Raw genomic sequence first — 14,948 nt, 5'->3', positions numbered from 1 at the left:
GTGCAGCGCGATCTCGTCCGGGCTGCCCGCCGTGCCGCGGTCGACGTCGGCGGCGTAGCGCAGGATCGCGACGGTGAACGGGACCATGGAGATCTGGTACCAGACGGCGGCGGCGCCACCGGCGCGGTTGCCCATCTCGAAGCCCCACAGGGAGTAGGCCAGCACGACGGCGGTGGCGGACAGCGTCCACACGAATCGCAGGTACGTGGCGGTGTAGCCCTCCAGCGACTTGCGGATCTTCTTCTTCGACCGCTGCGCCAGCAGCAGCTCCGCGTAGCGCTTGCCGGCCGCCATGAACAGCGAGCCGAACGCCGCGACCAGCAGGAACCACTGGGACAGCAGAATCGACGCCGCGACGCCGCCCGCCATCGCGCGCAACATGAAACCGGAGCTGACCAGAGCGATGTCAATCACCGGCTGATGCTTCCAGCCGAAGCAGTAGCCCAGCTGCAGTGCGATGTAGACCGACACCACGATGGCCAGGCCAGGGCCCGATGACGCCAGGAACGACAGGCCGATCGACGCGGCGATGAGAATGACCGCCATGGCGTAGGCCAGGGGCACCGGCAGCACGCCGGCCGCGATGGGACGGAAGCGCTTGGTCGGGTGCGCGCGGTCGGCCTCGACGTCACGGGCGTCGTTGACCAGGTAAATCGACGACGCCGCCAAACAGAACACCGCGAAAGCGATGAGCACGTCGATCAGGGTGCGCGTATCGGTCAGCGCCTCGGCACCGGCGGCGGCCGGGGCGGCGATGACCAGGACGTTCTTTACCCACTGCTTGGGGCGCAGGGCCTTGTACATGCCGTCGAGCAGGTTCTTCGGCGGATGGCCCTGCGGGTTGGCGGGCTCGTCGATGCCGTAGGTGTGCGGCTCGGAGCCCAGGTTCAGGCCCTCCCGGCGGTCGGCATCGCGGGCCTCGCGCACCGCATGCGCCGCCGCAGGCGCGGCATCCCGGGCGGTGCCATCGGGATCCTTCACTCGGTCGTCAGTCACTGGGCTGTCCTTCCTTCTCCGGCGGATGTCGCCGGTGCCGCGTCGGCGGCGCCGCCGAGGATTTTGTCCGTGATCGTCGCCGTGGTCCAACCGAGCGCCGCCCCCGCGAGCACGTCCGTGGGGTAGTGGACGCCGAGTACCAGTCGCGACAGCATGATCGCGGGCACCCCCGCCAGCGGCGCCGGGCCGAAGCCCATCCGCGACATGGCCACCAGCGCCGCCGTCGTCGACGTGGCGTGCGACGACGGGAAACTCAGCTTCGACGGCGTGCCCACGCCCACCCGGATCCCCGGGTGATGCGGGCGGCGCCGGCGCACCACGCGCTTGATGATGACCGATGCCGCATGCGACGTGAACGCCGACGCGCCGACTGCGGCCCAGCCGCGGCGACGGTCGGCGTCGACCGCCGCACCGAGGGCGGCCAGCCCCATCCACCCGGCGGCGTGCTCGCCGAAGAAGCTCATCGCCTTCGCCACCGGCAGCACGCCGGGGGCGTCGGTGAGCGTGTCCTGGATCGCCATCAGCAGCGCCACTTCGCCGGCGGCGGGTGGAATGGTCACGGTCTTGTCGTCTGCGTCCACGGTCACCGCATCGTCGACGCGGGCCGCGGCGTTACCGGCGGGGCCGCTACTGCTGCTCGAAGACATCGGCCCACCTCTTCCGGCTCGTCAGTTCGGGGTGCGCGTCGCGGTAGCGGCGGCGCATCTCGTCGAAGCGGTCCGCGACCTGCTTCTGCAGCGCGCGCGACTCGGCCAGCAGGGCCTTCGCCTGCTCGCGGTCGCGCTGGCGGTAGACCACGCCGCGACCGTCGGCCGTCGTGACGGTCGCGCCGTCGACGCGCGACAGCGAGAACCAACGGGCCTCCAACGGCGTGAGGTTCGCCTGCGGGGTTTCGTGGTGCGCCGGGTCATGGGGGCGCAGGCTGTGCAGCAGGCCCTTGGCCAGCCACACCGACTTCTTCACCGGCGCCAGGCGCCCGCCGATGTCCTTGGTCGGCACGCCGGGGATGCCGGTGGGCTTGGGCAGATCGCCGGCCGTCGGCAGCACGCGGGCGTCGGGGAACTGCTTGCGCAGCGCGTTGATGCGCGGCAGCGACGTCTCCAGGATGCCGAACAGGTTCTCCGGGCCGGCCAGGAAGTCCTTCATCGCCTCGTTCTGGATGGCGACGGTGGAGTACTCGAGGCACAGCAGGTGCTTGGCGGTGGCCTTCTGCATGGACTTCACGATGCCGTCGACCGGCCCTTCGTGGTCGATCGCGGCGACGATGAGCCGGTTGCGCAGGTGGAAGTACGCCTGCCAGTCGATGGCGTCGTCCTTGTCGGACCAAGCCATGTGCCAGATCGCGATGCCGGGCCAGGTGGCCGTCGGAAAGCCGTGCTTGCCCGCCCGCAGCCCGTACTCTGCGTCGTCCCACTTGATGAACAGCGGCAGCGGCTGCCCGATGGTCTCCGCGACGACGCGCGGGATCAGGCACATCCACCAGCCGTTGTAGTCGACGTCGATGCGTCGGTGGAGGTCCTTGGAATCGATGGCCTCGCCGCCGGCGTTGACGCCGTGCTCGCCGCGGTCGCGCAGCGGGTGCGCGTGGAAGTCATGGTCGTAATGGACGTGCGGCGCGGAGGTCCACATGAAGTCGTGGCGGCCGATGACCTCGCCCATGGAATGCAGGTGGCTGCGTTCCTGCAGGTTGAGCATCTGCCCGCCGACGAGCATCGGGGACTTCGCGAAACGCCCCACCGCGACGGCGCGCAGGATCGAATCGGGCTCGATGGCGATGTCGTCGTCCATGTAGAGGATGAACGGGCTGTCGGTCGCGCGCTCCGGATCGGAGTCGGGGCCGCCTAGGGCCTCGTACATGATGCGCGAGTAGCCTCCCGAGCCGCCCAGGTTGCCCTGCGGGAACATGCGCAACCGGTCACCGAAATGCTTTGCGACGGCCGGAAACCCGGGCTCGTCGGCGGGATGGCGGGTGCCCTGGTCGGGCATGAGGACGGCGTCGATGATGCCGTCGACCTCAGGATCGGAGGCCAGGGCCTCCAACGCGGCGACGGCGTCGTCCGGGCGGTTGAAGGTGGGGATGCCCACCGTCACGCGGCCCTCGGGGGCGGGGTGGACCGAGCCGTCGGGGTGCGTCTGGTCCGGCGCGGCGATCGGCGACCACCATGCGGCGGAGTGCACGGTGACGTCGGTTTCGCAGGTGAGGTCGAACCAGATCCAGCCGCCGTCCTCGAAGGGGGCCAGGGAGACGGGGATCTCCACGACGGAGGTCCGGCCCGGGTCGGCCGGGTCGCCGGCGAGCTCGCCGGTGATGGCAATGCGGCTGCCGTCGATCTTGGAGCGATACAGGTCGACGCGGGCGACGCCCGACAGTTCGATGCGCAGCACGACGTCGTCCAACGACGTCCAGCGGCGCCAGTAGCTGGCGGGGAAGGCGTTGAAGTAGGTCTCGAAGCTGACTTCGTCACCGGCGGTGACGGTGGCCTCGGTCCGCGACGCCGCGACGACGCGGGCGGCGTTCGTTTCCGGCTCGACGAGGTACAGCGACCGCACGTCACGCGGCTCGCCCGGCTTGGGAAGCAGGATCCGCTGCAGTCTTTCGACGGCGAGGCTTCCGGTCTGGACGTCTGTGCTCATGGGGGGCATCACGGCTTTCGGGTCGACTCGTAACTGGTCGGTCACGTACCCCGAATAGTAATGGCGGCGCCCGTGGCCGTCGGCATTGACGGGCCCCGGCGCGCGGTGATGGCGGTCATGTCCACATCGGCCACGGGTCCGGCCCTCCGCCGCACGTCCGGGGTCCGGTCGCGGGCGACCCCGGTTCGCGGGTACCCGGATGGGTATGCCCATCCGGGGTGGTAAAAACTGGGTGAGGGGCAATCTATCCATTCGATAGCTCAAGCGTGGCAAGTCGTCGCAAAGCGGATCACCCGCCTTATCGCGGACCCGGATGCGGCGGCCGGACGATGCCGCGGATGACGTCGGCCGTCGCGCGCCGGCGCGGGGAACCCAGGGAGGCACCGTGGACCCGGAGAACACCCGGATCATCGTGGTCGAGGATCAGGAACTGCTTCTCGACGCGCTCGCGCATTCGCTGTCCGCCGAGGAGGACATGAAGGTCGTGGCGCGCCTGCGGTGCGCGCTCGACGTCGACGACGAGGTGGCGCGGCTGCACCCCGATCTGGTGCTCATGGACGTGTGCACGCTCCACGGCGCGTCCGGCATCGACGCCTGCCGCCGCCTGCACGCCGCCCACCCGGATCTGCCGATCGTGCTGATGACCGCGATGCCCGACATCACCTTCCTGGAGGAGGCGAAAAAGGTCGGGGCGATGGCGTTCGTGTACAAGGACATGCCCACCGACGAGCTGGTGACCGTGCTGCGGCAGGCACGGCGGGGCTATTCGACGTTCCCGGAGGAGCGCCGCATGCCGGTGCTGGGCTACAACAACGTCACGCCCCGGGAGATCGAGGTGCTGCAGTTCGTGTGCGCGGGGCTGAGCCGGCGCGAGATCGCCGACGAGATGCATCTGTCGGAGAACACCATCAAGGCCGTGATCCGTTCGCTGTTGACCAAGACCGGCTTCGCCACGATCGCCCGGTTGGCCATCTACGCGGTGGCGCACGGGTTCGTGGTGGTCGACGGCGATGGCGTGACGGTCCGGGGACCGGGAACCGTGGAGGCATGATCCCCGCGGTGCGGCGCCCGGATCCGATCCCGATCGTGTTCCTCGCCGCGTTGGTGCTGCTGGCGCTGGTGCCGTTCCTGGGTTTCCTGCCCCGCGACGTCGATGTGAGCGTGTCCGGGGAGGATCCGGACGGGATTGCCGGGGCGTACGCGGAGGTGCACCCGGGTCTGCGGATCGCCGTGGATACGCCGGACGAACGGCTGGCGCTGCGTCCCGGGGCGGTGCCGTTCACGGAGGTCGATGCGACGGTCGCGGCGCGTTGGCGGCAGTTGGGGGTCGAGGGGTCCTTCGCTCCCCTGAAGGCGTCGACCATCGTCGTGGCGTATGACCCGGCGCGGGTCGAGGTCGGCGACGTCGACTATCTGGCCGACGTCGGCCGTCTGGGCCACGCGCTTTTCCTCCCGGACGGCGACACGGGGTTGCGGGCGATCACGGCGTTGTCGTACGCGGCGGGCGGCCCCGATCTGCAGCCCGCGGGCCGGGATGCGGCGATGGCGCTGCTGCGGTCGGCGAGGACGGGGCCGGGTTTGACGGTCGGCGGTTCCTGGCGCGAGTGGGAGGAGAGCTTCGCGGACGTCCCGGTTGCCCTGCTCGCCGACGACCAGGCGGCGGCGTTGAAGAGCGCGGGCCTGCCGATCGAGGTGCTGGTCCCCCACGATGCGGCGTTGACGTGGGTGGACGGGATCTGGTCGGCCGATCCGGCGCGCCCGGCCCCGGAGCTTCCGCCGGAGGTGCTGGCCGATCACGGGTTCCGGGCGGCCGATGGCACGGCGGACCCCGACCTTTATCCGCCGGCGCCGGCGTATTCGCGGGCGCGCGTGCTCGACACCGCCGCGGACCGGGATCTGCTCGACCGCACGTATGAGGGAGCCTGGGGCGAAGTCCGGCGCACGGTGTTGCGGACGCACTTCCACACGCCCGCGACCGGACGGGAGCGCAATGCCGTGTACCTGGTCCTGGCCGTCGCCGTGCTGTTGTGGGGCGCGACCCTGGCCTGGCGCGCGCGGTCGCGGATGCAGGGACGGTTGATGCAGGCCATCGCCTTCACCATGTCCGCGTGGATTCTGGTGCGCACGTTGAAGGGCGCCGCACCCCTCGTCGGCCACCGGCTGCTCTGGTACGCGTTCCTGCCGTCGATGCTCGTGCTGGTGGGATTGTTCGCCCTGTTGGCCATCGACGTCGCGGGCCCGAAGCGGATTCCGCCCCTCCTGCGGCGGATCCTGAAGTGGGGTACCGCGTTGGCCGCGCTGACGGTGCTGACCAACGACCTGCACCAGCTGGTGTACCGCCTCGACCTCGGCACCGCCCGCACCGATCTGCACGGGTACGGGCCCGCGTTCCACGCGATCGTCGCGTGGATCATCGGCTGGTCCGTCTTCACCATCGCGAGCCTGGTCCGCTCGGCCGGGCGCCTGCGCAACCACGCGCCGATGATCGCCGCCGGCGCGACCATCGCGGTGCTCGTGGCGTATCACGCCGCGTACGTGCTGCGCATGCCCGTCGTCAGGCAAACCGAAACGACCCTGATGACCATCATCTGCCTGATCGTCCTGGTGGAATCCCTGATCAGGTCGGGGCTCGTGCCCGCGAACCGCCGGTACCTGGAGCTGTTCCAGGCCACGACGGTGCCGCTGTCCATCCTCGACCGGGATTTCACCCCGATCGATTCCTCCTCCGCGGCGACCCCGCTGCCCGAGACCGTGCTGGCCGAACTCGCCGGGGGAGCCGCCGTCGCACGGCACCGCCCGGGCGACGGCACCGCCATCGACTTCCACCGCATCGGCGTCGACGGCGGGCACGTCGTGTGGGAAACCGACATGGGCCCGCTGACCAGGGCGCGCACGCGGCTGGCCGCCACCCGCGCGAACCTCGACCGGCGCCTGCGCGTGCTGCGCCACGCCGCCACCGCCGACGGCGACCGCAGGAAGCTCGAATACGGCAACAAGGTCCTGCAGATGCTGCAGGACACCATCGACGACAAGCTCGCGGACGTCGCCATCGTCGGCCGGCGCCTCGCCGCCGGCGTGGACGCGTCCATCCCGGAGCTGCGCCACGTCGGACTGGCGTTGATCTACTGCAAGCGCGCGGGCCTGGCGATCCTCGAGTCCGCCGACCGGCCCCTCGACGTGCCCACGCTCGCCGGCGACCTGGACAAGCTCTGCGGTTCGTTCACCGCCGGCGACGACGAGGCGGGCGTGATCGTGCGCGGCTCCGGCGAGCTGCCCACCGCCACGTACATCGCGGCGCTCAGCCTGGTGCACCGCCTGCTCGACGACGCCGCGCAGCTCGGCCCGCCCTCGATCGCCGGCCTGCTCACGGTCCGCGTCGGATCCGGGACCGTCGAGGCCACGGTCCTGTGGGAGGCCGACGGCGGCATCCCGGAGGCCGAAGCCCTGCTGGCGTCGACGCGATCCCTGCCCGGCGCGCCGGGCCTCGCCGGATCCGTGGCCCTGCTGCGCGCGGACGTGGAGGCCGACGGCCCGGGCGTGCGGCTGTCGGTGCGATTGGGGGTCGACGGATGATGGGCCCGGAATCCGGCATGGCCCCGATGTTCACGTGGCCGTCGGCGTGGATCACCCTGTTGGCCTGCTGCGCGCTGATCTGGGGAGGCCGCCTGGTGCTGACCGTCGTGCGCGTGCCCCTCGGACCGGGCCGGCGCGCACCGGAGTCCCTGGCGACGGCGTCGACGGCGGTGCTCCTGCATTACCTGGCGTGGCAGTGGTTTTCCGGCCTGGGCCTGCGGGCCAAGGGCGTGTTCATCTTCCCCGGCCCGGATCTGCGGTGGTGGTTCCTGTTCCCGGCGGCGCTGGCCCTGTTCGTGCTGCTCGTGCCGACGCAGGGCCAATTGACCCGGCGCCGCGCGCTGTCCGGGGTGGTGCTGAACATCGGAATGCTGCCGTTGTGGGACGGTCTTTTCCCGGAGCCGTTGGCGGTCATGGTGGCGACGCTGGTCGGCGGCCTGGTCCTGGCCCTGGTGCGCGGCGTGATCCCCCGGGGCCATGCCCTGCCGTGGCGGCGGTCGATCAAGGACGCGGCGGACAAGTTCGGCGATGGCGTGGCGTTCTTCGACGCCCGCGCCAACCCGGTGCTGGTCAACCGGCGGATGACCTCGCTGGCGGGGCAGTTGGGCGTCCCGGTGTCGGACATGGACCGGTTGTGGGCGGCGATGGCGGGCACCCCGGACGACGGGTACGGCGGGGCCCCCGACGCGACGGACGATTCCATGGCGTCGTTCGCGGCCAACGGCACCGTGTTCATGGGCTACCGGAACCGGGTGCTCGGTCGCCGGGGCCGCTGGTACACGGAGATCCGGGCGGTCGACGTGACCGAGTCGGCCCGGGCGAATCAGGAGTTGATGGAGGACAACGTCCGGTTGCGCGCGGCGATGGCCCGCACCCGCGAGCTGTTGGAGTCGATCGAGCAGATCGAGCGGGAGCAGGTGCTGCTCGATTTCCGGACGCGCCTGCATGACGTCGTGGCGCAGCGGGTCAGCGTGGTGCACCGGTTCCTGGAGTCGGGCGTGGGCACGCCGGAGCGGTTGGCCACGTTGGGCGCGATGCTGACGGACGTGCGGGCGGAGATCGGATCGGACCATGCGTCGCCGCCGACGCTGCTGCGCCGGGTGCGGGAGTCCTTCGCCACGGCGGGCGTCACGGTCGACGTGGCCGGTGAGTTGCCGGCGGATGTGGCGCATGCGGCGACGGCGGTGCGGATCATCCGCCAGGCGGCGACGAACGCGGTGGCGCATGGCGCGGCGACGTCGGTGTCGGCCGTGTTCGAGGGTGCGGTGTTCGGCGACGCCCGCCCCGGTTGGCGCCTGACCGTGTCCAACGACGGCGACGTCCCCCCGGAGGTCACCGAGGGGACGGGCCTGTCCGGCCTGCGCCTGTCCGTGGAGGCGCTGGGCGGGACGTTGCGGTACGAGGCCGGCGATCGGTTCCGGCTGGTCGCGGAGGTTCCGGGCGGGTCGTCGTAAAGCAAAGGGCTTGCTTTGCGACGCCCCGTCGCCCGGCCCCGCTCATTCCTTCTTTTTGCCGATCATCGCCCAGACGCCGAGGCCGATGACGACCACGCACAGGGCGAGCGCGATCCACGTGCCGGACGTGCGCGTGACCTCGTGTTGGAGCATGTCCAGGTACGCGCCGTACTCTGCCTCGACCTGGGAGACGACCCAGCTTTCGGCGAGCGGCGCGAACATCAGCGACAGGGCGACGCCGAGGATGCCCGCGACGATGGCCAGGATGCCGACGGGCTTGGCCAGCTTCTTCTTGCCGATCAACACGACCAGGCCCATGATGCCCAGCACGACGCTGATCAGGCCGATGACGCTGGCGACGATCAGGTTGATCGGGCCGCCGCTGATGGCCATGACCGAGGTGGATTCGACGGTGTCGCCCCAGCCCAGCGTCTGCTGCGCCATCGGCGTCCACAGCGCGGTGTTGAGCAGGAAGCCCGCGGCCAGGGCGATGATGCCCGTCTTGACGTCGCGTTTCTTGCCCGCCGGCGCCGACGGCTGGCCCTGCTGGGGCGGCTGGCGCCCGGGCTCCTGCCACTGTTGCCGGGGCGGTTGTTGCGGCTGCTGCCCGGGTTCCCGCCACTGCTGCTGTGGAGGCTGCTGCGGCTGCTGCTCTTGCCACTGTTGCTGGGGCGGCTGCTGCGGCTGCTGCGGCGGCCGGGGGTACATCCGGCCCCCGGGATCATCGTTGCGGTCCTCGTTCCACGTGGACGGGGGGTTTCCGGCGGTTGTCATCGCCTTGTTCCTTTCTGGATGGTCACGGCCGGCGACTCAGCCTTGGGCGTGACCGCAATTGGGACAGAACTTCGGTGCCGGGGAGGGCAGCGGATTGCCGCATTCGCCGCAGAACCCGCCGTTGCCGTTGGGCCTCGGGTCCGGGGCGGGCGCGGGATTGCCGCAATTGGAGCAGAACTTCCCCTTCCCGTCCGCGCCGCACTTTGCGCAGGTCCAGGACCCGGTCGACGCCGGCGGTGCCTGCCCGCCGGGGGCGCCCGGCGGCGTTCCCCAGCCCTGTTGCTGCTGGCGCTGCTGCTGTTGCTGTTGCTGCTGCCATTCCATCTGGCGGCGATTCGTCTCCGACGCCCCGCCCATGAACCCGCCGCCGGCGTTCATGCCGAAGCCCATGCCCATGAACGCCGCGCCCGCGCCCGCCGGATTGGATCCCGCCGACTCCAGGCCGGAGGCCACGGACCCCTGCACGAATCCCTCGCGGATGGTCGGATCGGAGAGCATCGCGCCCCGGTTGCGCATGTCGATGAGCTTGCGGGATTCCTCGTCGTAGGAAATCGACGCGAGGCCGACGCTGACGATCTCCAGGCCGCGGGCGCGGCGCCAATCGTCGTCGAGCGTGTCCGCCATGTACTTGGACAGCTCGCGGGACTTCGAGGCGACCTGGGAGATGCGGATGCCGTCGACCGACATCTGGTTGATGGACGCCTGGAGCGCTTCGAGGAACTCCGACATGTACTGGCCCTTGACGTCATCGACGTGGACTCGGTCCGCGCCACGGGAGACGACCTCCTGGTAGAAGAGGATCGGGTCGACCACGCGCAGCGAGTACGCGCCGTGGCAGCGGAGGAACAGCTCGGCGCCGTAGAACTCGTCGAAGTAGTTGAGGGGGTTGGCGGTGCCGAAACGGATGTTCTTGATCTCCTGCAGGTTGACGTAGAACACCTGCTGGCGCTGCGACGGCTGCCCGCCGTACCGGAAGCGATTGAAGCTCTCGCGCAACGGCCCCTCGACGTCGCCGTGCACGAAGATGCTCGGTTGCGTCGAATTGGACACCGTGTAAATGCCCGGTTCCATCGACAGGCCCGCGATCGCGCCGGAGTCGACCAGCAGCATCGCCTGCCGGTCGTACACGTGGATCGCCGAGCCGTCGGAGATGATGTCCGGCGTCGCCTTGCGGTTCGCCCCCCTGCGCCGGCCCTGGCGCTGCACGGGTTGCCCCTTGGCGAACATGACCCCCTCACCCATGCCCACCGGCTCGATGACGTCGAGCCATTGGTCTGCCAGGGTGCCGCCCGCGGCACCCGCGAAAGCCTGGACAAGTCCCATGACGGGTCCTCTCGGCGGCGGCGCGGGCCCCTCGGACGGCAACCCGCGCACGGGGATGATCGTTCACTTCCCATGCTCCGCCCGGCGCGCGCCGGCGGGTCCACCCATCCGGGTAGTATGCGCCCTCCTTTAATAGCCGGATGGGTGACCTTGGCCAGGTTTTCCGGAAATAGGCTGGTCAGCAGGAGGTGCGGCGCGTCCCGGAACCGAATCCCGGAGTGCCCCGCACCCGTTGGCGAGGAGCGGACATGGCCGGTGTGCAGTACAAGTGCCCCGCGTGCGGCGGGCCGATTTCCTTCGATCCCCGATCGGGGACCATGACGTGCGGGCACTGCGCATCCGAGTTCACCGTCGCCGCCGTCGAACAATTCAACGCCGCACCACCGCCGCCACCCCCTCCGCCGCCCGGGCCCGGGCCGCAGCAGGGGTTACCGCCGCGGCAGGGTTTCGCCGATCTGCTTCCCCCGTCCGCCAACGCCTTCTTCGACAGGTCGATGCAGACCATTCCGGGACTTCCCGGCATGCCCCCGGGTCCTGCGCCGGTGCGCGCGGAAGACGGGGACGTCGTCAAGCAGGGAAGCCCCGCACCACCACCGCCGCGGCAGCAACCGCAAACCGGTTTCACCTGGGACGTGCAGGTGCCGGAGGAACTCACCGCCGACGAAGCCCGCGAGCAGGGGCTGCTGCACCTGGAATGCCCGTCGTGCGGCGGCGGGATCATCGGCGCACCCGACACCGTGTCCACGAAATGCCCGTACTGCGACAACAACTTCGTCGCCGAATCGCAGCTGCGCGACACCATCGTGCCCACCAGGCTCATCCCGTTCTCGACGACGAAGGACGAGGTCATCGAGCAATTCCGGGCGCGGGCGAAGGAACTGCCGCTGATCCCGAACGTGTTCACCGACGAGGCGACCACCGCCGAACTCGCCGGCATTTACGTCCCCTACTGGCTCTACGGGTGCGACGTCCACGCCGACGTGCAGTTCGACGCGGTCTCGACGTTGACCACGACCAGCGGCGACGAGGAAACCACGACGACCAGCCACTACGCCGTCCGCCGCGCCGGCTACATGGGCTTCAACGCCATCCCCGTCGCCGCGACGCAGATCATCGACGACGACCGCACCGAATCCATCGAACCGTTCGACCTCGACGGCGCGAAGCCATTCGGCACCGCCTACCTCGCCGGATTCCGCGCGAACACCTGCACCGTCTCCGCCGAGGACGCCCACCCGCGCGCGTGGCAGCGCATCGAGGCCTCCGTCATCGGCGCGATGCGCGACACCGTCGTCGGGTACTCGTCCGTGGACGTCAGCGGCTCGGACATCCGGCTGCTGCGCGGCGGCACGGAACTGATGTACCTGCCGGTGTGGATGCTCAACGTCGACTACGCCGGCCGCACCTGGACCTACGCGATGAACGGCCAAACGGGCCGGTTGGTCGGCGAGTTCCCCGTTTCGCGCGCGAAGAAGTGGTCCGCCTTCGCGGGCGTGGCCGTCCCCCTGTTCCTGATCATCTTCCTCATTCTCTGGCTGGTGTTCCTGTCATGACCGCGCCCACCGCCCACGCTCACCCGCCAGCCCGGTTCGCGCTTCGGGCCCTGGCCCTCGTCGCCGCGGTCGCGCTGGCCATCGCGTTGCCGCTGGCCCTGTCCTCGACCGCCGCGCCCACGGCAGCCGCCCGGGACGTTGCCGCGCAGGAGACCGCCCAAGAAACCACGCGCGAGATGATCGATTCGGTCGACGACCCTTCGGCCATCGCCGCCGAGTCCGATCCCGCCGCCCTGGTCAACGATCATTCCGCCACGTTCACCGGGGGCGAGGTCGCCGAGCTCGAGGAGCGCGCCCGCGCCATCGAGTCCAAGTACGGGATGTCGCCGCTGATCATCTTCTACCGGGTGCAATCCACGTCGTACGACCAGCACGACTGGCTGGTCGAGTACCTGGAGGCCATCGGCCGCGGTTCCGGCACCGGGCGGGGCGCTTTGGTGTTCGCGGTGGCCACGCAGTCGCGCGACGTCACGGTGATGTCGGTCGGCCCGGGTGAGCAGGTCGCGGGCGTGTGGGGCACGGACCAGATTCGGGAGGACCTGGTGGTTCCGCTTGGCGACGACCGATGGTTCGACGCCGCGTCGCTCTTCCTGGATGAGTCCGATCTGTATCTCGCCGCGTGGCAGGCGGGCACGCCCTATTCGGAGGAGAACCCGCGCCACCCGGAGTCGCTGACGTCGAAGATCCTGAAGTGGGGCGGCACCGGCGTCGCCGGGGCGGCGGGCGGTGGGGCGGCCGGCGGCGGCCTGATGTGGTGGCTGGTCCGGAAGAACCGCACCGCGCGCCGGCGGGCCGACGCCGACGACTATCTCGGCGGCCCGCCGTCGATGAGGGTCAGCGACGACATCTTCCTGTATTCCACCACCAGCACCCGGACGATTTCATCGGACTCCTCTTCTTCTTCCGGTTCGTCGTCGAGGTCCGGCGGCGGCTACACCAGCAGTTCCTCCAAGTTCTAGAAAGGACCGATCATGGGATTCTTCGACAAGAAAACGTGCGGGTTGTGCGGCGGAAAGGTCGGCATGATGCGCAAGCTGACGTTGTCCGACACCACGTTGTGCGCCGACTGCCGCGACAAGACCTCGGCGCTGGTGCCGAAGTCGACGTGGAAGAAGTCGACCCTCGACGACCTTCGCCGCCACTTGGAGCACCGGGAACGCAATCGCGGGCGGTTCGCCGCCTTCACGGAAACCGGGTCGGCGGGCGGCGTCGGCCGCGGCGGCGGGATCCTGCGGGTCGATGAACGGCAGGGGCAGTTCTTCTTCGCCACCGGCCGGGATTGGAAGGCGGACAACCCGGAGGTCTTCGACGTGGCGGCGTTCCGGGGGCTGGCCATCGAGCCCGTCTTCGACTCGTCGTCCGATGACCGCGCCGGCGACGGCGTCCCCGATCATCTGCAGCAGGCGCGGATGGGCGGGATCCGGGCGGGTGGCGTGCGGTCGGGTGGTGTGCATGCGGGGAATCTGATGCAGTACGCGAACACCATGCCCTTCGGCCGGCATCTGCGGGGAGGTTCCTTCGGGCACGATCCGGGCGGCATGCCGCGGGAGGTCACGGGTTTCCGCTTCACCGTCGAGCTCAATGACCCGATGATCCCGGAGGTGACCTGGTCGGATACGTCGATGGACGGCCGGGAGATCCAGGCGGCGATGGTGCGCGCCAACCAGATCACCGACATGTGCGATCGCATCCGCGGGATGGCCGGCTTCGGCGGTGCGCCCCAGGGCCAGATGCCCGGCCACATGCCCGGCCACATGCCGGGCCAGGGCGCCGGCGGTTACGGGGCCCCGGGTTACGGTGGTCGGCCGCAGCAGCAGGGTTACCAGCAGGGTTACGCGCAGCAGGGTTACCAGCAGTCCCCTCCCCCGGGTTATCCGCCGCAGGGCCAGCCCGGCCAGGGCGCCGCGCCCGCTCCGGGGTTCTGCTCCGGGTGCGGCAATCCGCTGGCCCCGGACGCCCGCTTCTGCACGAATTGCGGCCAGCCCGCCTGATTCCGGCTCGTCCGGCACGCCCCCGATCCCCCGTGGATCGGGGGTTTTCGCTTGACGACGACCCGCCGCGACACCCACCACCGGTCACCCCCGGGCATGCCGAATGCGAGAAACGGCGTTTCACCGCACCTTTCACGGCCGGGTTCCGTCGATTGGCGGAACCATTCGCGCGGACGTGACGTGGCGGGCTGACAATCATCAGTCACACGAGTAACATTCGCCTCACCAATGCCGTTTCGTCTCATTTTTCTCAGTTTGGAGTGCTCTCTTGCCGACTCGTAGTCGCATCAATTCCACCGCGATCGGCCGTCGCCCCTTCCTGGCGGGACTGGCGGTGACCACCGCCGCCGCGTCCACCGCGGCCATCGCGAACTCCGGCGTCGTGGGCTCCGGCCTGCGCCTCCTGGAGACCCCCGCCCCGGGCCCCGTCGACGTGCACCTGGCCAGCCAGGCGCTTTCCGACGCCGCCGCGGTCGTCGTCGACGACGCCGCCATGGCCACCCGCGGACTGATCGAGGCCCTCCACCCCAACCGCGGCCTGGTCAAGGAGCTGCGCCACGACCGCGAATTCTCCATGTTCGCCCTGACCTGGCGCGAAGCCCCCGAGGTGACCGCCTTCTTCCGCGCCGAGCGCCCGGACGGCACCTGGT

11 protein-coding genes and 1 pseudogene are annotated in these 14,948 nt (G+C 70.1%); 7 read left to right on the top strand and 5 right to left on the bottom strand.

Annotation, left to right across the window (positions count from 1 at the left end):
- The 3 genes from GX015_RS05700 to GX015_RS05690 form a co-directional block, all read right to left on the bottom strand.
- Positions 1–891: decaprenyl-phosphate phosphoribosyltransferase (locus GX015_RS05700; RefSeq protein WP_291343480.1), on the bottom strand; the 891-nt coding region annotated here is incomplete at its 3' end.
- 101 nt (positions 892–992) lie between these two features.
- On the bottom strand, positions 993–1,517 hold the full coding sequence (locus GX015_RS05695) for a phosphatase PAP2 family protein (protein ID WP_291343479.1): 525 nt from the start codon (positions 1,515–1,517) through the stop codon (positions 993–995).
- Between the two features lie 106 nt (positions 1,518–1,623).
- A complete protein-coding gene (locus GX015_RS05690; RefSeq protein WP_291343478.1) occupies positions 1,624–3,630 on the bottom strand; it encodes a glycosyltransferase in 2,007 nt (668 codons plus the stop codon).
- A 385-nt stretch (positions 3,631–4,015) separates the two neighbouring features.
- On the opposite strand from GX015_RS05690, the gene GX015_RS05685 reads away from it, so the two are divergent.
- Genes GX015_RS05685 through GX015_RS05675 form a run of 3 tightly spaced genes read left to right on the top strand, consistent with a single transcriptional unit; the run spans position 4,016 to position 8,657 of the window.
- Complete coding sequence (locus GX015_RS05685) at positions 4,016–4,681, top strand: response regulator transcription factor (RefSeq protein WP_291343476.1); 666 nt, start codon at positions 4,016–4,018, stop codon at positions 4,679–4,681.
- Positions 4,678–7,203, top strand: coding sequence for a histidine kinase N-terminal 7TM domain-containing protein (locus GX015_RS05680; protein ID WP_291343474.1), 2,526 nt, complete (start codon positions 4,678–4,680; stop codon positions 7,201–7,203). The genes GX015_RS05685 and GX015_RS05680 overlap by 4 nt, the downstream gene beginning before the upstream one ends.
- Positions 7,204–7,220: 17 nt before the next feature.
- The gene (locus GX015_RS05675) at positions 7,221–8,657 is read left to right on the top strand and encodes a hypothetical protein (protein ID WP_291343473.1); all 1,437 of its coding nucleotides are present in this window, start codon (positions 7,221–7,223) and stop codon (positions 8,655–8,657) included.
- Between the two features lie 42 nt (positions 8,658–8,699).
- Here the strand turns inward: GX015_RS05675 and GX015_RS05670 are convergent, their stop codons facing one another.
- Both GX015_RS05670 and GX015_RS05665 read right to left on the bottom strand, forming a co-directional pair.
- Complete coding sequence (locus GX015_RS05670; protein ID WP_291343472.1) at positions 8,700–9,431, bottom strand: DUF4064 domain-containing protein; 732 nt, start codon at positions 9,429–9,431, stop codon at positions 8,700–8,702.
- A 36-nt stretch (positions 9,432–9,467) separates the two neighbouring features.
- Complete coding sequence (locus GX015_RS05665) at positions 9,468–10,754, bottom strand: SPFH domain-containing protein (protein ID WP_291343471.1); 1,287 nt, start codon at positions 10,752–10,754, stop codon at positions 9,468–9,470.
- A 248-nt stretch (positions 10,755–11,002) separates the two neighbouring features.
- Between GX015_RS05665 and GX015_RS05660 the strand changes: the two genes are divergently transcribed.
- From GX015_RS05660 to GX015_RS05645, 4 genes and pseudogenes are all read left to right on the top strand, one after another.
- The gene (locus GX015_RS05660; protein WP_291343470.1) at positions 11,003–12,307 is read left to right on the top strand and encodes a hypothetical protein; all 1,305 of its coding nucleotides are present in this window, start codon (positions 11,003–11,005) and stop codon (positions 12,305–12,307) included.
- On the top strand, positions 12,304–13,266 hold the full coding sequence (locus GX015_RS05655; RefSeq protein ID WP_291343469.1) for a TPM domain-containing protein: 963 nt from the start codon (positions 12,304–12,306) through the stop codon (positions 13,264–13,266). Before GX015_RS05660 ends, GX015_RS05655 begins: the two co-directional genes overlap by 4 nt.
- 12 nt (positions 13,267–13,278) lie before the next feature.
- A complete protein-coding gene (locus GX015_RS05650; RefSeq protein ID WP_291343468.1) occupies positions 13,279–14,298 on the top strand; it encodes a DUF4428 domain-containing protein in 1,020 nt (339 codons plus the stop codon).
- A 268-nt stretch (positions 14,299–14,566) separates the two neighbouring features.
- Positions 14,567–14,948: pseudogene (locus GX015_RS05645) on the top strand (N-acetylmuramoyl-L-alanine amidase); the annotation flags it as partial.

This window comes from Corynebacterium sp. (assembly GCF_012837295.1).
Taxonomy (GTDB): domain Bacteria; phylum Actinomycetota; class Actinomycetes; order Mycobacteriales; family Mycobacteriaceae; genus Corynebacterium.
The sequence above is the reverse complement of the archived record's forward strand: the minus strand, read 5'-3'. Positions and strand labels throughout refer to the sequence as shown.